Here is a 21,890-nt window from a genome sequence, read left to right on the forward strand (position 1 = left end):
TTATTGGCTTGCGTCGCCCAAGGCCGACGCAGGTTTTTAGAACGGGAACTTCATGCCGGGCGGGATCGGCAGGCCTGCAGTCAGCCCAGCCATCTTTTCCTGTGCCTGGGCTTCGCCCTTTTCCTTGGCATCCTTGTGGGCCGCCACGATCAGGTCTTCGAGGATTTCGACCTCGTCTTCCTTGAAGAGCGACGGATCGATCTTCAAGCCGCGCATCTCGCCCTTGCCATTGAGGGTCACAGTGACGAGACCACCACCGGACGTGCCATGGACTTCGAGTGCGGCAATTTCTTCCTGCACCTTCTCCATCTTGGCCTGCATTTCCTTGACCTTGCCCATCATGCCCATAATGTCACGCATGGCTGAAACTCCTGTCTTTTGTTGTTGGGGCGGATGATCCGAACACAGTTGGCATCGTCACCTTCGCCGCTTTGTTCAAAACTCGATATCGTCGCCGGGAAGAATGTCGCCTTCGCTGGATTCAGCCACGGAAGGCGGCGCGGTATCTTCGATCTCTTCCTGCGCGGGGGCGCGAATGCGCACATCGGTGATCTTCGCGCCGGGAAACTGCGCGAGGATTGCCGCAACATCCGGATCCTGCCGCGCATCGACCAAGCGAGCATTACGCGCATTGCCTTCCGCTTCCACGAGCGTCGGCTCGCCCTCGTCCTTGCTGAGGCTGACGATCCAGTGGATGCCCGTCCATTCCTTCAGCTTGACGCCAAGTTCGCCGGGGAGCGAGCCCGGTGCACCTTCGCCAAGGCGCATGTCGAGACGGCCGGGCTCGATCTTCACCAGCCGCACGAAGTTGCGAACCTTGGCGCGCATGACGGGATCGCGATTTTTCTGCGCCAGATCGGCGATGTCCTGCACCGATGTGACCGGCACCTTGGGCTCCGGACGCTCTTCGGTACGAGGCGCTGCAACCTGCATGTCCTGCGGGCGGCTGTCGGGCACGGCGCGCAGCATGGCTGTCGGCTGGGATGCGGATTGCATCTGAGGCGATGTCTGCGCCGAAGCAACAGCCTGCGCCGTGCCATAGGCGCGTGCGCCGCCGCCACCATTACCATTACCGCCACCACCGGCGGGACCGCCGTTTGGCATGGCGCCTGCACCGTGTGAAAGCTCTTCCAAACGGCGGGCCGCGTCTTCCGGCGCCGGCAGATTGGCGGCATGCGATAGGCGGATCAATACCATTTCGGCAGCACCGGCAGGGCGCGAGGCATTCTCCGCCTCCGGAATCCCCTTCAGCAACATCTGCCAGATGCGCGACAGCGTGGAGACGGCGACACTTTCGGCAAATTCGGCACCGCGAACCCGCTCGACCTCCGATAGCGACGGGTCTTCCCCCGCATCCGGCACATATTTCATGCGCGTCACGAGATGGGTGAAATCGGCCAGATCGTTCAGGACGACCACGGGGCTTGCGCCCGCTTCATACTGCGCGTTGAATTCGGAGAGCGCGGATGCCACATCGCCCTTGATGATGTGCTGGAAGAGATCGACGATGCGGGCGCGATCGGCAAGACCGAGCATGCCACGCACCGCATCGGCCTCCACGCGGCCGCTGCCATGGGCGATCGCCTGATCGAGCAGCGAAAGACCGTCACGCGCCGAACCTTCGGCTGCACGCGCAATCATCGACAGCGCCTGCGGTTCGGCCTCGAAACCTTCCTTGGATGCGATCGCCGTGAACAGTCCCACAAGGTCGGCGGCGCTGATGCGGCGAAGATCGAAACGCTGGCAACGCGACAGAACAGTGATCGGAACCTTGCGGATTTCGGTGGTGGCGAAGATGAACTTCACATGCTCCGGCGGCTCTTCGAGCGTCTTCAACAGGCCGTTGAACGCCTGCGTCGAGAGCATGTGCACTTCGTCGATGATATAGACTTTGTAGCGCGCAGAGACCGGGCGATAACGCACCTGCTCGATGATCTCGCGAATATCGTCGATACCCGTATGCGAGGCGGCGTCCATCTCGATCACGTCGACATGGCGACCTTCCATGATCGCCTGGCAATGCTCGCCGGGGATGCGCAGATCGATGGTGGGCTTGTCGATTTCGGGCGTCTTGTAGTTCAAAGCCCGCGCCAGAATGCGGGCGGTGGTGGTCTTGCCGACACCGCGCACACCGGTCAGCATATAGGCCTGGGCGATACGGCCGGTTTCGAACGCATTGGTCAGCGTGCGAACCATCGGCTCCTGCCCGACCATCAGATCGGAGAAATCCTTGGGGCGGTATTTGCGCGCCAAAACCCGGTAACCTGTACCCTGCTCTTTTGTCTGGGGCATATTGGTTCCGGTGTCGCTCATCGCCTCGCCAGTTTTCGAAGTGGGGCCCGCTTCAGGCTCAACTGGCCCGGCGAAGCAGAGCGTGTCTTAAAAAGAAGGGTGGGAGGCTGGCACGGCGACCCGTGCCTGGCTCGTTAGGGCTGCTTCCTTCCGGACCTGACCCGGTTGGCGAGTGGCTCGTCCACCACCAACCTCCCGGCGCCACATATCGGCAATAATAGAAGCAAATGCAAGTCAGGCCTTGAAAAAACTGCTATCTCTGTGAAAACAGTTCGTTATTAAGCGCGAACTGCGGCGCAAGACCGCGGACCATTTTAGGGAGGATGCCTTGGGCCCATTCCACCTGGACGAAAGACTGGCGCGCGACAGCGTCCTGATTACCACGCTTGGCCTTTGCCAGTTGCGGCTGCAGAACGATTGCCGCTGGCCCTGGGTGGTGCTGGTCCCTCAACGCAACGATGTCAGCGAATTGTTCGACCTGACCCCGCTCGATCAGGCCGTACTGACCTTTGAGACCAACCTTGTCGCTTCGGCACTGAAGGATCTGACGGGCGCTGTCAAAATCAATGTCGGTGCGCTTGGCAACATCGTCCGCCAACTCCATGTGCATATCATTGCCCGCAACGAAGGCGATCCGTGTTGGCCTGGGCCGATCTGGGGACAGGGGACCCCAGTCCCTTACGCCGAACACGACAAACAGGATTTCATAAAGAAACTGGCTGGCGCACTCTGATGACTTCAAATTGCATTTTCGATACCACCTCGCCACACCCCGAACCTTCCGCTCTGACGGCCTTTGCGCAAAACGATCTTGACCGCCTTGCCGAAAATCGCAACGAGACCTGTGTGGCCGATGCCTTGAAGGTGGAAGGCACCCATCTTCTGGCCTTTGCCGGCAACAAGCTGATCCTCAAGCATGACGATCAGGTTCTCGATCCCCTGTTTGCCGCCTATGAGCTGGCGGAGCTCGATCCCGATTTCGATCAGGCGATTTTGCTGGGCTACAGAGAAAATGGCGAACCGCGGGTCGCCGTTCCGGTCAAGATTGCCGAAGAGGCGCTTGCCGGCCACTATAAGGCAGCGGATGCGCGCACGCTCTATCGCGACCAGTTGATCGGCGAGGAACTGCTGGGCGAAGTGGCGCAGGCGGTCAGCCTTGTGAACTGGAACGCCGACAACAAATTCTGCGGTCGCTGCGGCGACCAGATGGAGCTTCGGATCGGTGGCTATAAGCGCATCTGTTCCGGCTGCGGCCACACGATCTTTCCACGCACCGATCCCGTCGTCATCATGCTGACGGTCGATCTGGAGCGGGACCTTTGCCTGCTCGGTCGCGGCGCACATTTTCCGCCGGGCATGTATTCCTGCCTCGCGGGCTTCGTCGAGCCTGGCGAGACGATCGAAAACGCCGTGCGTCGCGAGACGCGGGAAGAATCCGCCATTGAGGTTGGGCGTGTTCGCTACCATGCCTCACAGCCATGGCCGATGCCCCACACGCTAATGATCGGCTGCTTTGCCGAAGCGCTGTCCTTCGACATCAGCCGCGACGATGCGGAGCTGGAGGATTGCCGCTGGTTTACCCGTGAGGAGGTCGCGGAACTCCTGCAGATGACGGGCGCCAATGGCCAGTTGCCGCCACCGAAAGGTGCCATAGCCCATCGCCTGATGCGCGACTGGATCGAGTGGGACGGCGCGGCTTAAGCCCTCCCCGCCCGACCATAAGAGGATTGCAGTCTGTTCAAGAATCGCCGCTGGTCTGACATTTGCAGGCGCCAACGGCATTCTTGGATTGACTGTTAGACGGTGTTGAAATTGCCGCGCATGGCGTGGCCCTTATAGACACCGAGAATGCGGACCTTCTCGGAGAAGAATTTCAGCTCTTCCAGCGCATGCCGGACCGGCTCATCCTCAGGATGGCCTTCGATATCGGCGTAAAACTGCGTCGCAACGAACTTGCCGCCGATCTGGTAGCTTTCGAGCTTCGTCATGTTGATGCCGTTGGTGGCAAAGCCGCCCATGGCCTTGTAGAGCGCCGCCGGAATATTGCGGACATTGAAGACGAAGGTGGTGACGATCACATCCTGCGGCGTCATGCGCTTCACCCATTGCTCATCGCGCGACAAGACCACGAATCGGGTGACGTTGTTTTCAGAGTCCTCGACATTCTCAGCAAGAATATCCAGTCCGTAAAGATACGAGGCCAAGCGGGGTGCAAGGGCTGCCATGCTGCGATCGCCCTTTTCCGACACCAGCTTTGCAGCGCCGGCGGTATCGCCTGCCACAACCGCCTTCCAGCCGTTGGAGCGGATGATCTTGCGGCACTGGCCGAGGGCGTGGATATGGCTGTGGACCGTCTTGATCTCATCCTTCTGCACACCGGGCAGCACCATCAGCTGGAAGCGGATCGGCATGAAATATTCGCCGATGATGTGCAGGCGCGATTCCGGAAGCAGGTGATGAATATCGGCCACGCGTCCGGCCAGCGTGTTTTCGATCGGGATCATCGCCAGATCGGCGTCGCCATTTTCCAGCGCGTTGAACGCATCTTCGAAGGTCGGGCACGGCAGCGGGTCCATATTTGGAAAGACATCGCGAGAGGCCATGTCTGAATTTGCGCCATATTCGCCCTGGAAGGCAATGCGATTGCTGCTGGTCATGGTGCGATCTTCAATTCTGTCTGTTGGCAAGGATCTTGCGGGCGGTCTCAAGCTGCGGCTGGGTATCGACGCCAAGCGGAATGGAGCGCACGATCTCCGCATCGATCCGCATGCCTGCTTCCAGTGCGCGTAGCTGTTCGAGGCTCTCGCGCAGCTCAAGCACGGATGGCTTCAGCGACACGAATTTCTCCAGCGCGGCGCGGCGATAGGTGTAGAGCCCGATGTGATGGTAGAGCGGTCCGTTGCCATATGGCGCCGTCGCGCGCGTAAAATAGAGCGCACGAAGACGGGTTTGCGAAAGCGGGCTGCCGACGATCTTGACGATGCTCGGATTGGTTTTTTCGTCCTCGTCGGTGATCGGCACGGTCAGGGTGGCGATATCGACCTCAGGATTTTCCATCGGCAGCAGCGAGGCGCGAATCGTTTCCGGCTCGATGGTCGGAAGATCGCCTTGAACATTGATAACGAATTCGGCGCGGCCCTCCGGATCGGCCTTTTGCAAGGCTTCGTAGATGCGGTCGGAGCCGGATTGGTGATCGTTCCGGGTCATGATGACATCGAAACCGGCCGACTTGACCGCGTCGAAAACGCGCTCGTCATCCACCGCGACAACGATGCGTTCGGCGCCTGCTTCGCGGGCGCGCAAGGCAACCTGAACGATCATCGGCTTGCCATTAATGTCGGCCAAAGGCTTGCCCGGAAGGCGGGTCGAGGCCATTCGTGCGGGAATAAGCACGATAGCTTTTTCGAAATTTCGATTATTCATCCGACACCCTTCAAATTCCGCCGGAAAAGTGGCAATACGTCACGGGGGCGGAGAGCATATTCAAGTTGCGCAGGCTGTGCAAAAGCCATAGCTTTCACGCAATTTCAAGATGCCCGTTTCATGCAAACGGTTGTGAGGGAGCGCAAATCAATGAATTCACGGGTTAATATGGCGGTCGGTGCGTTTCTTGGCACGATCTTCGTCCTTATGACGGTATCGATAGCCTCGGACGCAATTTTCCATTCCGCTGCCCCGGAAAAGGAAGGCTATACGATCGTTGCAGAGACATCCGGTGCAGGCGAGGCCGCCGGAGGCGAAGCCGAGGCGCCTGCAACACCGATTGCCAAGCTTCTTGCAACTGCCGATGCCGCCAAGGGCGAAACCGTGTTCAAGAAATGCACGAGCTGTCACACCGGGGACAAGGGCGGCCCCAATAAAGTCGGCCCTAACCTCTTCGACGTGGTCAACCGCCCGATCGCCAGCCACGCAGGCTTCAGCTATTCCGCTGGCATGAAGGATTTCTCCAAGGGTAGCTCCGAGAAGTGGGACTACGATCACTTGAGCTACTTCATCGAAGCACCGAAAAAGCACGTTCCTGGCACGGCCATGGGCTTTGCAGGCATCAAGAAGGAAACAGAGCGCGCCGATCTGATCGCCTATTTGCGCACGCTTTCCGACAATCCGGCCCCGCTGCCGGATCCGAATGCACCTGCGGCACCGATGCCGACGAACTGATCAGACTAGAGCGCCGTGCGTCCTATTGGACGCACAAAGGACGCTCTATCTTCTTTGATCTACGCATCGTGCTTTCCGAAAATCGATTCCGATTTTCGGGCCGATGCTGTAAAATTTCAAAAGCCCGGGCGACCGGGCTTTTTTGTGCCTTCCGAAAGCGGCGCAATCATGCGGCCGCCTTGTTGGGCTTCCTGGCCGTCTCGCTATAGGCCTCATGTTCCACCGTGTGGCGGCGTGAGAACAGCCTGCCAAGAGCTTGGCCCGCACGCTCCATCTCGACGAAAATCACCGGCGTGATGAAGAGAGTAAGGACCTGCGACACCAGCAGACCACCGACCACCGCGACACCCAAAGGCTGGCGAAGTTCGGAACTGGCACCGGAGCCAAGCGCGATCGGCAACGCGCCGAGAAGCGCGCAGAAGGTCGTCATCATGATCGGGCGGAAACGGCGCACGCAGGCCTCGTGGATGGCGACGGCTGCCGCCTCTCCCTTGCTGCGCATATTGTCGACCGCCACGTCGATCATCATGATCGCATTCTTCTTGACGATGCCGATCAGCATCAGAAGGCCGATCAGGGCGATGATGGAAAAGTCCATGCCCATGATTTTAAGCGCTAAAAGTGCACCGAAGGCGGCCGCCGGCAGGCCTGACAGAATGGTGAGCGGATGGATGAAGCTTTCATAGAGAACACCCAGCACCACGTAGATGGTCAGCACCGCGGCCAATATCAGCAGACCGGTATTGCCCTGTGACTGCTGGAAGATCGCTGCCGTGCCGCCATAGGTGGTGAAGACATCGTTGGGAAGGCCGATCTGCGCCTTGACCTGATCGATGCGCTGCATGGCCTGGCTGAGCGAGACACCATCCGGCAGATTGAAGGAGATGGTGGTCGAGACCAGCTGTCCCGTCTGGTTGATGGCGACCGGCGCCGGCTTGCTCTCCACCGAGGCAAAGTTCGACAGCGGCACCAGCGTGTTGGTCTTGGTGGAAAGAATATTGATGTCGCGCAGGGAGTCTGCGGTCCAGGGCTTGGAGCGATCGAACTCGACGATCACATTATAGCTGTTGCCCGTCGATTGGATCTGGGCGGCGTCATAGCCGCCAAAAGACATTTCCAACGTCTTGCGCAGCTGATCATTGGTAATGCCGTAGGCTGCCGCCTTCTCGGAATTAATCACGATGGTTGCGGCAATCGCGCCATTCTGCGCGTCAGATGCGACGGACGTGAATGTTGGGTCCTTGCGCATCTCGTCCATCAGCTTGCCCGACCAAAGGCTTGTGGCATCGGCGCTCAAGCCCTGCACGACGAGCTGATATTGCGAAGCCGAACTGCGTCCACCAAAGCGGAGGCTCTGCTGCGGCGTGATGTAGGTTCTGATACCGGGAATCTTCGCGGTTGCCTTGGTCAGCTCAGCCAGTGTCTGCTGGAGCGGTTCTCGATCCGCTTTCGGCTTCAACTGCACGAACATGGAGCCGTTGTTCAGCGGGCTGCGCGAACCGCCGCCGACGATGGAGGTGACATGCAGGACGGCGGGGTTGGTGCGTATCGCTGCCGCCACCTGGTTTTGCAGGTCACTCATGTCCGTATAGGAAATGTCCTCACGCGCACGGGTCGAGACCGACAGCTGACCAATGTCTTCCTGCGGGAAGAAGCTGGATGGCAGGGTCCAGAACAGCAGGCCGGATGCTGCGACCGAGCCCAGGAAGCACAAAAGAACAAAGCCGCGATGGCGCAGGCACCATCCGACGGCGCGGTCGTAAACGCCGAGCGTCCGGTCAAAACCGGCATCGAACCAGCGAATGATCGCCGGCGGTCTGGAGGAATGAGACGACAGGCGCGAAGCGAGCATCGGCGTCACCGTCAGGGACACGAGCGCCGATGCCAGGATGGCGAGCGTCACCACCATGCCGAATTCGTTGAACAGACGGCCAACCACACCACCCATCAGAAGAATAGGGATGAAGACGGCAACGAGCGATATCGACATGGACAGAATCGTGGAACTGACTTCCGCCGCACCTTTGAGTGCGGCCTCACGCATGGGCAGCCCCTCTTCATGCAGGCGCAGAATATTCTCCAGCATGACGATGGCATCATCCACCACGAGACCGACTGAGAGCGTCAGCCCCAAAAGCGAGATGTTGTCGATGCTGTATCCCAGGACATACATCGCGCCGAAGGCGGCGATCAAAGACAGGGGAACGGCAAGACCAGGAATGACGGTCGCGGTCAGGTGTCCGGTGAAGAGATAGATGACCAGAACAACGAGCGCGATGGTCAGGAACAGCGTGAACTGAACATCCGAAACGGCGTCCTTGATCGCAACGGACGTGTCGTTCATGACATGGATGTTGATCGAGGGTGGCAATTGTTCGCGAAGCGCCGGCAACTTGTCCTGAATGGCTTTCACCACATCGACCGTATTGGCATCCGACTGGCGCTGGACTGCGAGAATGATGGCGGGTTCGCCGTCGAACCAGCTGCCGGCATCCGGATTGTCCACGCCATCCTGCACATTGGCGACATCACCCAGATGGATCGGCGCACCGTTTGCGGTGGCGACGACCAGCGTCTTGAACTCGTCTGCATTGGTTCTTTGCGTGTCGGCATCGATCGTCAGGCGCTGGCTCTTGTTTTCAAGCGCGCCGACCGGAACTTGGTTGTTCGCCTGAGCAATGGCTGTCGTGACCGTATCGACGCCAAGATTTCGGGCCTGAAGTTTGGAGGGCTGAAGACCCACCCGCACCGCATAGGTTTTGGGACCGAAGATGTTGACCTGCGCCACGCCGGAAATGGTAGAGAGCAGCGGCGAGATGATGTTCTCAGCAATATCGTCCACCTTGCTTGCCGGCATTTCCTTGCTGTTGACAGCCAGCAACAGGACCGGCGCGTCCGCCGGGTTGCTTTTACGATAGCTCGGGGCGGTGGTCATGTTGCTCGGCAACTGTCGTTGCGCGCGCGAAATGGCCGCTTGCACATCCGCTGCAGCCGCATCGATATCGCGGTTCAGATCGAACTGGATGGCAATGGAGGTGTTGCCGAGCGTGTTGGTGGCGCTGATTTCACTGATGCCGGGAATGGTCTCAAACTGCTTGACGAGCGGTGTCGTCACCGAGGTCGCCATGGTTTCCGGCGAGGCGCCGGAGAGCGTAGCCGTGACACTGATCGTTGGAGAATCGACTCTTGGAAGTGCTGCCACAGGCAGGAGCCTGTAGCCGGCAAAGCCAGCGAGCGTCAGCCCGATCGCAAGAAGGATGGTCGCGACGGGGCGATTGATGCAAAAACGTGCGATCACTGGGCAATCTCCGTGGCGGGCGCGTTCTGTGCAACTTTGTTTGGCTGACCGGCGGCAGCTTCCGGCGTATCGACGACCGTCTGACCATCCGTCAGTTCAGATTGTCCTTCGACGATGATGCGCTGTCCGGCAGAGAGGCCGCTGGCGATCGCCGTCATATTGCCGTTCGAGCGGATGACATCGACAGGCGTCATGTGAACATGGTGGCTGTCATCCACGGTATAGACGAACTGCCCGTTCGGTCCTGCCCTCAGCGCCACTGTCGGCACAACGATCTGCTTCTGATCCGACTGGAAGTGAACGACGACATCGGCGGACTGACCGGGCCACACGAGGCCCTTGTCGTTCTTGAACGCGGCCTTGACCAGCACCGTACCCGATGCCTGGTCGACCGTGTTGTCGAAATAGGCAAGCTTTCCCTGGATCGGCGTTCCGCCGGTTGCCACCGGGTCGATATCGACCGTCGCGCCGTTTTTCAACCCTTCACGCAGCTGCTCCAGATAGCGCTGGGGCAGCCGAAACTGCATGTAAATCGGATCGTAGCGGGTGATACTGACAATCGTCACACCGGCACTGAGATAGGCGCCAGGGCTAATGGTGATGATGCCGAGGCGACCATTATAGGGCGCGCGGATTTCGGTGTCCTGAAGGGTTGCCTCATCGGACTGCAATGTTGCCTTGTCGGCATCGATCTTGGCGGCGGCCATGTCGCGGGCTGCGCGGGCCTGATCCAGCACCTGTTGGGACTCCGCACTCTGTTTGGCAAGAGCGGTCGCGCGATCGAATGCCGCCTGTGCCTGTGCCAGACTGGCCTGATCGGACGCAATGTTGGCCTTGTCCTTGGCAACGGCAGCGCTCGCAAAGCGATCATCCATCTTGATGATGAGATCGCCCGCCTTGACCTCCTGGCCACTCGTGGCAGCCACAGACGCGACCGTACCCGCTTCACGCGGGGCGATGTTGGTGGCATCCGCAGCAACAGCCCAGCCGGTCGCTTCCACATCCATAGGCAAGGCCGCTTCTTCGACGGTGACTGTCGAAACTGCAGGCGGACCACCATTGCGCCGCCCGCCGCCCTGGCCCTTCGCCCGGTCGTGACCGCCGCCATCCTGGGCGGCGGCCTTGTCTCCCCCGGCCTTTCCATCAGCAGAAGCCGTGTGCGTCACGGCCCCTTGCGAAGCGACGAAAGGCAACGATTTGATATAGGGGATCTCGTCACGAAACGGCCAAGCCGCAACAGCGACGACAACCAGTATGCTGAAGAGTATCCAGATTTTTTTCATGCGGGGGGTCCGACTTGATGGAGAAAGCCGCGATACGCCCACCGTATCGTTGAGACCTTCCAGTCTCAGGAAACATCCTTATCACGCCAAAATCACCTTAAGTTTTGGTAACATGGACAAGTTTTAATTTTGGAAGGGGTGCGCGGAGCGCAAAGCAACGACAAGAAGAGCCACGCAATGCGCGAGATCTTTCGAAATCCAAAAATATTGTGAGAATTTATAAGCGCGAAATGGCGGACAGGGTGGGATTCGAACCCACGGTACGCTTTCACGCACACACGCGTTCCAGGCGTGCGCCTTAAACCACTCGGCCACCTGTCCTTCTTTACAATCTGCATGTTTGGGAAATGCAAATCACTGGAACGGCGCGATATATACCGATGAATTCGCGGCGATCAACCCGATTCTGACAGTTTTTTTAAATGTCTGTGAAAAGGCTGTTCATGAGGAGATTGCAAAGCGCTGCTTCGGACTTTATCCAGAACCAGGAGAAGGTCGCCTTGGGCGACTGTCCTGTTGAGTAAGCCGCCGGGGAGTCCTGCCATGAAAGCCTTGTTCCGGTTTCTTAGCTTTCTGCTTCTTCTGTGCGCAATTGGCGTTGGCGTCTTCGATTCCATCCGCTCGGTTTCCACATCCTCCGTCGATCTCTTGAGCTTTCGCGAAGGCTGGGCGGAAGTTTTTCCTTCCTCGCTTGCCATGGCAGAAAGCGTGACGGCACACTATATTCACCCGGAAGCGTGGCGCTGGATCGAAAACGGCTTGAATGCCGTTCCTGCCTTCGCGGTTCTTCTTGGGCTTTCGCTGCTTTTCTGGATGGCAGGCTACCGAAAGCCAAGACCGCTCGGTCGTTTTGCGGCCTGACGATACCAGCATCCCACACTGCATGAGAGCGGAACGCGGCGCCGATCGCCGCAGGGAGACTGCAATGTTTGGATTCGATACCCTTTCAAAAAAGACAGTGATGCCGACCGCAGAGACCGCAATCCCCGGCCGGGATGAGGCGGTGGTTGTGCCGGAACACCATTTCGTCAATGGAAGAAGCCTGAAAGGCCCCTACCCCGACGGGTTTGAAACGATCTATCTCGGAATGGGCTGCTTCTGGGGTGCCGAACGGTTGTTCTGGAAGACGCCGGGCGTCTACGTCACTGCGGTTGGCTACTCCGGTGGAATGACCCGTAACCCGCACTACCAGGAAACCACGACAGGGCTGACCGGCCATGCCGAGGTGGTCAAGGTGGTCTATGACCCGTCACAGGTGACGCTGGCGCAACTCCTGAAGATCTTCTTTGAAGAACATGATCCGACCCAGGGCATGCGTCAGGGGAATGATGTCGGCACGACCTATCGCTCGGTGATCTATACGACCAATGATGCGCAACTCGCCGAAGCCAAGGCCGCCCGCGATGCCTTCCAGCAAGCGCTGGAAACGGCGGGTCACCGTCCGAAGATCACCACCGAGATCGAGCCGCTCGATATCTTCTATTATGCCGAGGACTACCATCAGCAATATCTTGCCAAGAACCCGGGCGGCTATTGCGGGTTGAGGGGAACCGGCGTGACCTGCAACATCGCCTAGTTGTATGGCAACTGCCCGGTGGAAGAGTTTAAAAAACCACCAGAAAAGAGGTTTTCCACCGGGCAAAAAAAACGGGTGAATTTTTCTCGCAGCCGTGCAAGGATGCTCCTCACGCTCAGCCCACAAGGCTGGCTTTTCCGCAGAACATGCCCAGCATAAGGGCTTGCGGGAGGACCCTTTTTAATAAAATTAAACTGCAACAACAGGGCTGCAAAATGAAAAAATCCCTTCTGACGCTTTTCGCGCTTGCTGCGATGTCGGCTTCCGCCTTGGCCGCGGATATCAAGCCTGCACTGGTCTACGGAACGGGCGGCAAGTTCGACAAGTCGTTCAACGAAGCTGCTGCAACGGGTGCTGAGAAGTTCAAGTCTGAAACCGGCATCGAGTTCCGCGATTTCGAGCCGACCAGCGACACGCAGGGTGAACAGGCGATCCGCAACTTCGCAAGCCGCGGCTTCAATCCGGTGGTTGCAGTGTCCTTTGCCTGGACCTCCGCGATGGAGAAAGTGGCTAAAGAATTTCCCGACACCAAGTTCGTGATCGTCGACTCCGTCGTCGACCTGCCGAATGTGCGCTCGGTCGTCTACAAGGAAGAAGAAGGCTCCTACCTCGTGGGTCTGCTCGCCGGCATGGCGTCCAAGACCGGCAAGGTCGGCTTCATCGGCGGCATGGACATTCCGTTGATCCGCAAATTCGCCTGCGGCTACGCCCAGGGCGCCAAGGCTGCCAATAACAAGATCGAAGTCTTCCAGAACATGACCGGCACGACGGGTGCGGCCTGGAACGACCCGGTGCGTGGCGGTGAACTCACCAAGAACCAGATCGACCAGGGCGCGGACGTGATCTACGCGGCAGCCGGTGCGACGGGTCTCGGCGTTCTGCAGACGGCAGCCGACAACAAGAAGTACTCGATCGGCGTCGATTCCAACCAGAACCACCTGCATCCGGGCTCGGTTCTGACATCGATGGTCAAGCGCGTCGATCTCGCCGTCTATAACGCGTTCAAGGACGTCAAAGACGACAAGTTCACCGCTGGCGTAAACGCGCTCGGCGTCAAGGAAGATGGCGTGGCTTATGCTGTCGATGACAACAACAAGGCTCTGATCACGCCTGAAATGGCGGCAGCTGCCGACAAGGCGAAAGCAGACATCATCTCCGGCGCCGTCAAAGTTCACGACTACATGTCGGACAATTCCTGCCCGAAATGATATGAAATTTGACGGGGGCGCATGATGTTTTTCATCTTGCGCCCTTTTCATATCCAGCCTTCGGAGAGGTTTTGGTTTGAGTATGAACCCTGCAATCGAGCTCGTGGGCATCGACAAGTCGTTCGGTGCCGTTCACGCCAATAAAAATATCAATCTGACCGTTGCCAAGGGGACGATCCACGGCATCATCGGGGAAAACGGTGCCGGCAAGTCGACCCTGATGTCGATCCTTTATGGCTTCTATCAGGCCGATTCCGGTGAAATCCGGGTCAACGGCAACCCCGTTACCATCAAGGACAGCCAGGCTGCCATCGACGCCGGTATCGGCATGGTGCACCAGCACTTCATGCTGGTCGAAAATTTTTCCGTGCTGGAAAATGTCATGCTCGGTGCGGAGGGCGGCGCTCTTCTGTCCAAGGGCACGGCTGCCACCCGCAAGGAATTGAAGCGCCTTGAGGATGAGTATGGCCTCGAGGTCAATCCGGATGCGATCATCGAGGATCTGCCGGTCGGACTGCAGCAGCGCGTGGAAATCCTGAAAGCCATGTATCGCGGCGCGGAAATCCTGATCCTCGACGAACCCACCGGCGTCTTGACGCCTGCCGAAGCCGATCACCTGTTCAAGATTCTGAGCGTGTTGCGCGACCAGGGCAAGACGGTCATCCTCATCACCCACAAGCTGCGCGAAATCATGGCGATTACCGACGAGGTCTCCGTCATGCGCCGCGGAGAGATGGTGGCGACGCGCAAGACGTCGGAGACGACGGTGGAAGAACTGGCCGAGTTGATGGTCGGTCGCCGTGTTCTGCTGCGCGTCGAAAAGGGTGAGGCCAAGCCTGGCGAGGTTCTTTTTTCGGTTCGTAACCTGACGGTGAAGGACAGCCGTGGCGTGACCATGGTGGACAATGTTTCCTTCGACGTGCGCGCCGGCGAAATCGTCGGCATTGCGGGCGTTGCCGGAAACGGTCAGTCCGAACTCCTGGAAGCCATTGCCGGAATTCGCAAGCCGCATTCGGGTGAAATCCTGATCGGTGGCAAGCAGGTGGACAAGGTCGATCCGGCCATCTTGCGCCAACTGGGTCTGGCCCATATCCCGGAAGACCGCCACCATATGGGCCTGATCTTGAAGTTCGAGGAATATGAGAATTCGATCCTCGGCTATCATCGTGACGAACGCTATGGAAAAGGTCCGTTTCTCGATCCCGAAGCCATTCGCAAGGATGCGGTGGAAAAGATCGAGAAATACGATATCCGCCCGCCAAATGCCCGACTAAAAACTGCCAATTTCTCCGGTGGCAACCAGCAGAAGATCGTCGTTGCGCGCGAAATCGAGCGCGACCCGAGCATGCTGATCATTGGCCAGCCAACGCGCGGCGTCGATATCGGGGCGATCGAGTTCATTCACCGCCGCATCATCGACATGCGCGATGCGGGCAAGGCCATCCTTCTCGTCTCCGTTGAACTGGATGAAATCCGCTCGCTCTCGGACCGCATTCTGGTTATGTTCGCCGGCCGGGTCGTTGGAGAAAAGACGGCGGAAGCCGAAGAACAGACGCTGGGCCTGATGATGGCCGGCATTGCCGCATAAGGCCACACACATGAGTACAGCTTCCGTTCCCCTGCCCGGTTGGATCACATACGGCCTTCTGCCGTTTCTGAACATCCTGACGGCCTTCTTCATCTCAGGCCTCGTCGTCTGGTCGATCGGCGAAGATCCCTTCGCAGCCCTTCGTCTCTTGATCGAGGGCGCGCTCGGTCGTGGTGACGCCATTGGGTTTACCCTGTTCTATACGACGAGCTTCATCTTCACCGGGCTTTCCGTCGCCGTCGCCTTCCATGCCGGGCTTTTCAATATCGGCTCGGAAGGTCAGGCCTATATTGGTGGTCTGGGTGCGGCACTCGTGGCGCTCACGCTCGACCGTTACGTTCCCTGGTATGTGACGATGCCTTTTGCGGTGATCGGTGCCGCTGTCTTCGGCGCGGCCTGGGCGTTCATTCCCGGCTGGCTGCAGGCCAAGCGTGGCAGCCACATCGTCATCACCACGATCATGTTCAACTTCATTGCCGCGGCATTGATGGTCTATCTGCTCGTCAACGTGCTGATCGTTCCGGGCAAGATGGCACCGGAAACCCGCACATTCCTGCCCGGCGGACAGTTGCCGAAGCTCGACTGGTTGATGGCATTGTTCGGCCTCAAGCTTGGCCCCGCGCCCTTCAATGTGTCCTTCATCATCGCGCTCGTCATGGCGTTTCTGGTGTGGGTGCTGATCTGGCGCACCAAGCTTGGCTATGAAATGCGCGCTCTCGGTTTCAGCCCGCAAGCGGCTATCTATGCCGGTATGCCCTACTCGCGCACGGTCATCATCACCATGCTGATCTCCGGCGGTTTGGCCGGCATGATGGCATTGAACCCGGTCATGGGCGCGTCAGCCCGTCTTCAGGTGGAGTTCGTCGCAGGTGCAGGCTTCGTCGGGATTGCCGTCTCGCTGATGGGCAGAAGCCATCCACTCGGCATCGTCTTTGCGGCGCTGCTCTTCGGTATCCTCTATCAAGGCGGCGCGGATCTCTCATTTGAGATGCCCAACATCACCCGTGAGATGATCGTCGTCATCCAGGGTCTGGTGATCCTGTTTGCCGGTGCCCTTGAATTTATGTATCGCCCCGCGCTTGTGCGCATCTACCAGAATTTCGTGAAGAGGTAAGGCCATGGAAAGCTTCGACATGCTGGTCAGCATTCTCGGTTCGACCGTCCGCCTGACCATTCCGCTTCTGTTTACCGCCCTTGCGGGGCTATTCTCCGAACGCGCCGGCGTGTTCGATATCGGCCTGGAAGGCAAGATGCTGGCCGCCGCCTTCGCATCCGCCTGCGTTGCCTATCTGACCAAAGACCCCTGGGCTGGCCTTGCTGCCGGTATCGGTATCTCGATCTTCTTCTCGCTGGTGCATGGCTTTGCCGTCATCACCAATCGCGGCAACCAGATCGTCTCCGGCGTGGCGCTGAACTTCGTCGCCGCCGGCCTCACGGTCGTTCTGGGTCAAGCCTGGTTCGGCCAGGGCGGACGCACGCCGCAGATCACCGGCGAGGGCCGTTTCACGCCGATCATTCTGCCGGGTGTAGACATGATGCGTGACGTGCCCTTCATCGGCCCTCTCTACGCCAATGTCATTTCCGGCAACAACATTCTGACCTATCTTGCCTTTCTGGCCGTGCCGATTTCCTGGTGGGTGCTTTACCGCACGCGCTTCGGCCTTCGCCTGCGCGCTGTCGGTGAGAACCCGGGTGCCGTGGATACGGCTGGCATTTCGGTCGCATGGATGCGCTTCCGCGCCGTCATCGTTGCCGGTTTCCTGTGCGGCTTCGCCGGTACCTATCTTGCCGTTGCGCAATCGGCGGCCTTCATTGCCAACATGTCTGCCGGCAAGGGCTATATTGCACTTGCCGCTCTGATCTTCGCCAAGTGGAAGCCGGTCCCGGTCATGTTTGCCTGCCTTCTCTTCGGCTTCCTCGATGCGATGGCGAACTTCATGCAGGGCAAGGCGATCCCCGGCATCGGCGAAGTGCCGGTGCAGATCTTCCAGGCGCTGCCCTATATCCTCACCTGCATTCTGCTCGCCGGTTTCATCGGCGTCGCCAAGCCGCCGAAGGCCGGTGGTGTTGCCTACTCCAAGGAGCGTTGATCGATGCTGAACGAACCGACGACCCACGCGCTCTTCGAAGCCGCCCGTGAGGCCATGGGCTTTGCACATGCGCCCTACTCGAAGTTCCCGGTGGGCGCTGCGATCCGTGCCGAAGACGGCAAAGTCTACAAGGGCGCCAATATCGAAAACCTGTCCTTCCCGCAGGGCTGGTGCGCGGAGCCTTCCGCCATCAGCGCCATGGTGATGGGCGGCGCCAAGCAGATCAAGGAGATCGCGGTCATCGCAGAAAAGCTGGCGCTCTGCCCGCCTTGCGGCGGCTGCCGCCAGAAGATTGCAGAGTTCGCAAGCGCTGAAACGAAGGTCTATCTCTGTGACGAGAGCGGCGTGCAGAAGGTGATGACCATGGACGAACTTCTGCCCTTCAGCTTCAAGACCGAGTTGTAAGATGGATCACGCGATCATCGACGTTTTGGTGGAACGGCTGAATGGGCTTGTTCCCCGCACAGCCATCGTGCTCGGCTCCGGCCTCGGCGTGCTGGTGGATGAGGTGGTGGACCCGATCCGCATTCCCTATTCGGATATTCCAGGCTTTCCGGAAAGTGCCGTCTCCGGCCATGCTGGCGAAGTGGTGGCCGGGTATCTGGGCGGCCAGCCGGTCATCATGCTGTCCGGCCGTGTGCATTACTACGAAAAGGGCGATGCCTCGGCAATGCGCCCTGCGATCGAGGCGCTTGCGGGTATCGGCGTACAGTCGCTGATCCTCACCAATTCGGCAGGCTCGGTTCGCCAGGACATGCCGCCCGGATCGGTGATGCAGATTACCGACCACATCAACTATTCCGGCATGAACCCGCTGATCGGCGAGGAGAGCGACAGGCGTTTCGTTGGCATGACCAGCGCTTACGATGCGGATCTGACGCTTGCCATGCGCAATGCGGCGATCCGTGCGACCGTGCCGCTGTTTTCCGGCGTCTATATGTGGTTTTCCGGCCCAAGCTTTGAAACACCGGCGGAAATTCGCATGGCGCGCACGCTCGGTGCCGATGCTGTGGGCATGTCCACAGTACCGGAAGTGATCCTTGCGCGCTTTTTCGGGATGCGCGTTGCCGCAGCTTCCGTTATTACCAATTACGGTGCCGGCATGACCGGTGCCGAACTGAGCCATGACGAGACAAAGGACATGGCTCCGATCGGCGGTAAACGTCTTGCCGCTGTTTTAACGGAAATGATTTCGGGAGGAAACTAAGCATGGAACTTCAGCGCCCGCGCGAAGCAGCCAGTCTCGCTTTGTCCTTGCTGGACCTGACCAATCTGAAAGAGGATTGCACGCCCGAGCAAATCGCCAGCCTCTGCCAGAGAGCGCACACGCAGTTCGGCAATACGGCTGCCATCTGCATCTGGCCGCGTTTTGTCGCGCAGGCGCGTGCGGCCTTCGGCAACAACCACTCGATCCGCATCGCCACCGTTGTCAACTTTCCATCGGGCGACCTCGATGTCGCGACCGTTGTTGGTGAAACCGAGCGCGCTATCCGCGATGGCGCCGACGAAATCGATCTCGTCATCCCCTATCGCAAATTCATCGCAGGCGATGAAGCATCGGTCGCAGAGATGGTCGCGGCCGTTCGCAAGGCCTGCCCAGAACCGATACTGCTGAAAGTCATCCTCGAAACGGGCGAGTTGAAAGACAAGACGCTGATCCGCCGTGGCAGCGAAATTGCCATTGCCGAAGGGGCTGACTTCATCAAGACCTCCACCGGCAAGGTCGCGGTCAATGCGACGCTGGAAGCGGCCGACATCATGTTGCAGGCCATCCGCGACAGCAGGAAGAAGGTCGGCTTCAAGCCCGCGGGCGGGATCGGCACAGTTGCCGATGCGACGCTTTACCTGCGTCTGGCGGAAACCATCATGCAGCCCAATTGGGCCATGCCCTCCACCTTCCGCTTCGGAGCCTCCAGCCTGCTGGATGACGTCTTGACCGTTCTGGCGGGTGGCGAGCCGGCCAAAGCCGCCAGCGGATATTGATCTGCCATGCTTCCGCAGGAAATCATCCGCCGCAAGCGTGATGGCGAGGCACTGGCCGCAACGGATATTGCGGCCTTCATCGCGGCACTCTCCGACGGTTCGATTTCCGAAGGTCAGGCGGCGGCTTTTGCCATGACCGTGTACTTTCGCGGCATGACGCGCGAGGAGACGGTGGCGCTCACACTCGCCATGCGTGACAGCGGCGATGTGCTCTCCTGGGCCGATGTGGGCAAGCCGATCTCCGACAAGCATTCGACCGGCGGTGTCGGCGACAATGTCTCGCTGATGCTCGCACCGATCGTTGCGGCCTGTGGACTGGCAGTCCCGATGATATCCGGTCGTGGTCTTGGCCATACCGGCGGGACACTGGACAAGCTTGAAGCCATCCCCGGCTATGATGTGATGCCGAACGAGGCGCTGTTTCGGCGCACGGTCAAGGATGTGGGCTGCGCCATCATCGGCCAGACGGGCGATCTCGCGCCTGCGGACAAGCGGCTTTATGCCATCCGCGACGTGACGGCGACGGTGGATTCCATACCGCTGATTACCGCCTCCATTTTGTCGAAGAAGCTCGCAGCGGGTCTTGAGACACTGGTGCTTGACGTCAAATTCGGTAGCGGCGCCTTCATGCTGACTGCCGAGGAAGCCGAACTGCTTGCTGCGGCCCTGGTGCAGGTCGCCAATGGTGCGGGCGTAAAAACGTCGGCGTTGATCACCGACATGAACGAGCCTCTCGCGGATGCGGCTGGTAATGCGCTCGAAATCGTCCACTGCCTGGATTTCCTGCAGGGTCGAAAAGGCGGCACGCGCATCGAGATGCTGGTGCTTGCTTTTGCGTCAGAGATGTTGGTGCAGGGCGGTGTGGTATCGACGCTGACCGATGCCGAGGCGATGGCGCGCGAGGCGCTCTCTTCCGGTCGCGCCGTGGAGTGCTTTGGGCATATGGTCAGCGCACTCGGCGGCCCCACCGACTTCATCGACCGGCCTCAACATTATCTGAAAGCCGCACCGCACGTCGTACCCGTTACAGCCCAGGCAGGTGGATGGCTTGCATCCTGCCAGGCGCGGGATGTGGGCATGGCGGTTGTCGAACTTTGCGGGGGGCGCCGCCGCCCCAGTGACCGGATCGACCACCGCGTCGGTCTGTCGGACATACTGCCGCTCGGCACGAAGGTCGAGGAAGGCCAGCCGATTGCCATGGTGCATGCGGCAAGCCGTGAAGACGCAGATCGTATCGCCGCATCCGTGCGAAGCTATTACGCAATCTCGGACGCACCCATTGCGTCCGCGCCCGTTATCGTCAAGCGTCTGTCCTGAGAGAGCGGCATTCAATGCCGCCGCTCATTTGTCGTCTCTTACAGGCCGAGCCCTTCGAACAGCGCGGTGGAAAGATACCGTTCCGCGAAGGACGGAATAATCACCACGATGGTCTTGCCAGCATTCTCCTCCCGCGCACCGACCTTGATGGCGGCAGCAAGCGCCGCGCCTGAGGAAATACCGACCGGAACGCCTTCCAGCCGTGCCGCGAGGCGTGCGGTCTCGAAAGCATCGTCGTTGCTGACGGTGACGATCTCGTCGTAGATCTTGGTATCGAGAATGCTCGGCGCAAAACCCGCACCGATGCCCTGGATCTTGTGCGGACCGGGCGTGCCGCCAGACAGAACCGGACTGTCTGTGGGCTCGACGGCCACGACCTTGATATCTGGCTTGCGGCCCTTCAGCACCTGACCGACGCCGGTGATCGTCCCACCCGTGCCGATGCCGGACACAAAGATATCGACCGAGCCATTGGTGTCGTTCCAGATTTCCTCTGCCGTCGTCTTGCGGTGGATTTCCGGATTGGCGGGGTTTTCGAACTGCTGCGGGATGATGGCGTCGGGCAGCGTTTCTGCCAGTTCATGCGCCTTGGCAATCGCACCCTTCATGCCCTTCGGGCCTTCGGTCAGAACCAGCTCGGCACCGAGAAGCGCCAGCATCTTGCGGCGCTCGACCGACATGGTCTCTGGCATGGTGAGGATCAGCTTATAGCCCTTGGCGGCAGCGGCGAAGGCCAGCGCAATGCCGGTATTGCCCGAGGTCGGCTCGACAAGCGTCGTCTTGCCGGGGGCGATCTTTCCTTGCGCTTCCAGCGACTCGATCATCGCCACGCCGATGCGATCCTTGACGGAGGCGATGGGGTTGAAGAATTCGAGCTTTGCCAGAAGCGTCGCGTGCACACCCTTTTCCTTCGCCAGCTTGTCCAGACGCACCAGCGGCGTGTCGCCTATCGTTTCGGTGATCGAGGAATAGATGCGTCCGCGTCCGGGTTTCTTCGCTTCCGACATGCCTGCTCTCCTGCCTTATGTCCTCATGCAATCGCGCGCAGGATAGGGCGATACTGGCAGGGAAGCCAGAGAACAAACGTGCTTATAGGG

The 21,890-nt window shown here is 59.4% G+C and carries 20 protein-coding genes, 1 tRNA gene and 1 other RNA gene; 13 read left to right on the plus strand and 9 right to left on the minus strand.

Annotated features, from left to right (window positions below):
* Positions 1–36: 36 nt before the first annotated feature.
* The 3 genes from AC07U5_RS00330 to ffs all read right to left on the minus strand — a co-directional run bounded on the left by AC07U5_RS00330 (position 37) and on the right by ffs (position 2,488).
* Positions 37–360, minus strand: a complete 324-nt coding sequence (locus tag AC07U5_RS00330) for a YbaB/EbfC family nucleoid-associated protein (RefSeq protein ID WP_062427189.1) — start codon at positions 358–360, stop codon at positions 37–39.
* Between the two features lie 75 nt (positions 361–435).
* Positions 436–2,313: a DNA polymerase III subunit gamma/tau gene (locus AC07U5_RS00335; RefSeq protein ID WP_494721998.1), complete on the minus strand. Its 1,878-nt coding sequence runs from the start codon at positions 2,311–2,313 to the stop codon at positions 436–438.
* 78 nt (positions 2,314–2,391) lie between these two features.
* An RNA gene (gene ffs / locus AC07U5_RS00340) (signal recognition particle sRNA small type) lies at positions 2,392–2,488 on the minus strand.
* 132 nt (positions 2,489–2,620) lie between these two features.
* Between ffs and AC07U5_RS00345 the strand changes: the two genes are divergently transcribed.
* Together AC07U5_RS00345 and nudC are read left to right on the plus strand one after the other, a co-directional pair.
* A complete protein-coding gene (locus AC07U5_RS00345) occupies positions 2,621–3,025 on the plus strand; it encodes an HIT domain-containing protein (RefSeq protein WP_112358173.1) in 405 nt (134 codons plus the stop codon).
* Positions 3,025–3,993, plus strand: a complete 969-nt coding sequence (gene nudC / locus AC07U5_RS00350; protein ID WP_494721999.1) for an NAD(+) diphosphatase — start codon at positions 3,025–3,027, stop codon at positions 3,991–3,993. Before AC07U5_RS00345 ends, nudC begins: the two co-directional genes overlap by 1 nt.
* Before the next feature lie 95 nt (positions 3,994–4,088).
* On the opposite strand, the gene AC07U5_RS00355 is transcribed toward nudC, so the two are convergent.
* Together AC07U5_RS00355 and AC07U5_RS00360 are read right to left on the minus strand one after the other, a co-directional pair.
* Positions 4,089–4,949, minus strand: coding sequence for a prephenate dehydratase (locus tag AC07U5_RS00355; protein WP_494722000.1), 861 nt, complete (start codon positions 4,947–4,949; stop codon positions 4,089–4,091).
* 10 nt (positions 4,950–4,959) lie between these two features.
* Positions 4,960–5,715, minus strand: coding sequence for a 3-deoxy-manno-octulosonate cytidylyltransferase (locus AC07U5_RS00360; protein ID WP_494722001.1), 756 nt, complete (start codon positions 5,713–5,715; stop codon positions 4,960–4,962).
* 150 nt (positions 5,716–5,865) lie between these two features.
* Here AC07U5_RS00360 and AC07U5_RS00365 point away from each other — a divergent pair, with 150 nt between their 5' ends.
* A complete protein-coding gene (locus AC07U5_RS00365) occupies positions 5,866–6,450 on the plus strand; it encodes a c-type cytochrome (protein ID WP_494722002.1) in 585 nt (194 codons plus the stop codon).
* A 166-nt stretch (positions 6,451–6,616) separates the two neighbouring features.
* Here the strand turns inward: AC07U5_RS00365 and AC07U5_RS00370 are convergent, their stop codons facing one another.
* From AC07U5_RS00370 to AC07U5_RS00380, 3 genes are all read right to left on the minus strand, one after another.
* Complete coding sequence (locus AC07U5_RS00370; protein WP_494722003.1) at positions 6,617–9,748, minus strand: efflux RND transporter permease subunit; 3,132 nt, start codon at positions 9,746–9,748, stop codon at positions 6,617–6,619.
* On the minus strand, positions 9,745–11,031 hold the full coding sequence (locus tag AC07U5_RS00375; RefSeq protein WP_494722004.1) for an efflux RND transporter periplasmic adaptor subunit: 1,287 nt from the start codon (positions 11,029–11,031) through the stop codon (positions 9,745–9,747). Before AC07U5_RS00375 ends, AC07U5_RS00370 begins: the two co-directional genes overlap by 4 nt.
* A gap of 231 nt (positions 11,032–11,262) precedes the next feature.
* A tRNA-Ser gene (locus AC07U5_RS00380) sits at positions 11,263–11,352 on the minus strand.
* A 222-nt stretch (positions 11,353–11,574) separates the two neighbouring features.
* Here AC07U5_RS00380 and AC07U5_RS00385 point away from each other — a divergent pair.
* From AC07U5_RS00385 to deoA, 10 genes are all read left to right on the plus strand, one after another.
* A complete protein-coding gene (locus tag AC07U5_RS00385) occupies positions 11,575–11,892 on the plus strand; it encodes a hypothetical protein (protein ID WP_062427198.1) in 318 nt (105 codons plus the stop codon).
* A gap of 64 nt (positions 11,893–11,956) precedes the next feature.
* Entirely contained in the window at positions 11,957–12,607 is a 651-nt protein-coding gene (gene msrA, locus AC07U5_RS00390; RefSeq protein WP_062427199.1) for a peptide-methionine (S)-S-oxide reductase MsrA, read from the plus strand.
* A gap of 215 nt (positions 12,608–12,822) precedes the next feature.
* Positions 12,823–13,815: a BMP family lipoprotein gene (locus AC07U5_RS00395; RefSeq protein WP_494722005.1), complete on the plus strand. Its 993-nt coding sequence runs from the start codon at positions 12,823–12,825 to the stop codon at positions 13,813–13,815.
* An 82-nt stretch (positions 13,816–13,897) separates the two neighbouring features.
* Positions 13,898–15,403: an ABC transporter ATP-binding protein gene (locus AC07U5_RS00400; protein ID WP_111850193.1), complete on the plus strand. Its 1,506-nt coding sequence runs from the start codon at positions 13,898–13,900 to the stop codon at positions 15,401–15,403.
* A 10-nt stretch (positions 15,404–15,413) separates the two neighbouring features.
* The gene (locus tag AC07U5_RS00405) at positions 15,414–16,517 is read left to right on the plus strand and encodes an ABC transporter permease (protein ID WP_062427202.1); all 1,104 of its coding nucleotides are present in this window, start codon (positions 15,414–15,416) and stop codon (positions 16,515–16,517) included.
* A 4-nt stretch (positions 16,518–16,521) separates the two neighbouring features.
* Positions 16,522–17,493 (plus strand): ABC transporter permease, encoded by a 972-nt coding sequence (locus AC07U5_RS00410; protein WP_113178800.1) that lies wholly within the window; start codon positions 16,522–16,524, stop codon positions 17,491–17,493.
* A 3-nt stretch (positions 17,494–17,496) separates the two neighbouring features.
* Positions 17,497–17,898: a cytidine deaminase gene (locus tag AC07U5_RS00415; protein WP_062443187.1), complete on the plus strand. Its 402-nt coding sequence runs from the start codon at positions 17,497–17,499 to the stop codon at positions 17,896–17,898.
* Between the two features lies 1 nt (position 17,899).
* The gene (locus AC07U5_RS00420; protein ID WP_113227285.1) at positions 17,900–18,700 is read left to right on the plus strand and encodes a purine-nucleoside phosphorylase; all 801 of its coding nucleotides are present in this window, start codon (positions 17,900–17,902) and stop codon (positions 18,698–18,700) included.
* A 2-nt stretch (positions 18,701–18,702) separates the two neighbouring features.
* Positions 18,703–19,476 carry a deoxyribose-phosphate aldolase gene (gene deoC / locus AC07U5_RS00425; RefSeq protein ID WP_062599137.1) on the plus strand — a complete coding sequence of 258 codons (774 nt, stop codon included), beginning with the start codon at positions 18,703–18,705 and terminating at the stop codon, positions 19,474–19,476.
* Between the two features lie 6 nt (positions 19,477–19,482).
* On the plus strand, positions 19,483–20,793 hold the full coding sequence (deoA, locus tag AC07U5_RS00430) for a thymidine phosphorylase (RefSeq protein WP_494722006.1): 1,311 nt from the start codon (positions 19,483–19,485) through the stop codon (positions 20,791–20,793).
* Positions 20,794–20,831: 38 nt separating this feature from the next.
* Here deoA and cysK read toward each other — a convergent pair whose 3' ends face one another.
* A complete protein-coding gene (cysK, locus tag AC07U5_RS00435; RefSeq protein WP_062427208.1) occupies positions 20,832–21,800 on the minus strand; it encodes a cysteine synthase A in 969 nt (322 codons plus the stop codon).
* Between the last annotated feature and the right edge of the window lie 90 nt (positions 21,801–21,890).

The sequence above is a fragment of the Agrobacterium sp. GW821-FHT02D03 genome, from assembly GCF_059421725.1.

Bases quoted from the DNA above. Each gene is read 5' to 3' on its own strand.
- AC07U5_RS00330 (WP_062427189.1), bottom strand. From the start codon at position 360: ATGCGTGACATTATGGGCATGATGGGCAAGGTCAAGGAAATGCAGGCC.
- AC07U5_RS00335 (WP_494721998.1), bottom strand. From the start codon at position 2,313: ATGAGCGACACCGGAACCAATATGCCCCAGACAAAAGAGCAGGGTACA.
- nudC (WP_494721999.1), top strand. From the start codon at position 3,025: ATGACTTCAAATTGCATTTTCGATACCACCTCGCCACACCCCGAACCT.
- AC07U5_RS00355 (WP_494722000.1), bottom strand. From the start codon at position 4,949: ATGACCAGCAGCAATCGCATTGCCTTCCAGGGCGAATATGGCGCAAAT.
- AC07U5_RS00360 (WP_494722001.1), bottom strand. From the start codon at position 5,715: ATGAATAATCGAAATTTCGAAAAAGCTATCGTGCTTATTCCCGCACGA.
- AC07U5_RS00365 (WP_494722002.1), top strand. From the start codon at position 5,866: ATGAATTCACGGGTTAATATGGCGGTCGGTGCGTTTCTTGGCACGATC.
- AC07U5_RS00375 (WP_494722004.1), bottom strand. From the start codon at position 11,031: ATGAAAAAAATCTGGATACTCTTCAGCATACTGGTTGTCGTCGCTGTT.
- AC07U5_RS00385 (WP_062427198.1), top strand. From the start codon at position 11,575: ATGAAAGCCTTGTTCCGGTTTCTTAGCTTTCTGCTTCTTCTGTGCGCA.
- msrA (WP_062427199.1), top strand. From the start codon at position 11,957: ATGTTTGGATTCGATACCCTTTCAAAAAAGACAGTGATGCCGACCGCA.
- AC07U5_RS00395 (WP_494722005.1), top strand. From the start codon at position 12,823: ATGAAAAAATCCCTTCTGACGCTTTTCGCGCTTGCTGCGATGTCGGCT.
- AC07U5_RS00400 (WP_111850193.1), top strand. From the start codon at position 13,898: ATGAACCCTGCAATCGAGCTCGTGGGCATCGACAAGTCGTTCGGTGCC.
- AC07U5_RS00405 (WP_062427202.1), top strand. From the start codon at position 15,414: ATGAGTACAGCTTCCGTTCCCCTGCCCGGTTGGATCACATACGGCCTT.
- AC07U5_RS00410 (WP_113178800.1), top strand. From the start codon at position 16,522: ATGGAAAGCTTCGACATGCTGGTCAGCATTCTCGGTTCGACCGTCCGC.
- AC07U5_RS00415 (WP_062443187.1), top strand. From the start codon at position 17,497: ATGCTGAACGAACCGACGACCCACGCGCTCTTCGAAGCCGCCCGTGAG.
- AC07U5_RS00420 (WP_113227285.1), top strand. From the start codon at position 17,900: ATGGATCACGCGATCATCGACGTTTTGGTGGAACGGCTGAATGGGCTT.
- deoC (WP_062599137.1), top strand. From the start codon at position 18,703: ATGGAACTTCAGCGCCCGCGCGAAGCAGCCAGTCTCGCTTTGTCCTTG.
- deoA (WP_494722006.1), top strand. From the start codon at position 19,483: ATGCTTCCGCAGGAAATCATCCGCCGCAAGCGTGATGGCGAGGCACTG.
- cysK (WP_062427208.1), bottom strand. From the start codon at position 21,800: ATGTCGGAAGCGAAGAAACCCGGACGCGGACGCATCTATTCCTCGATC.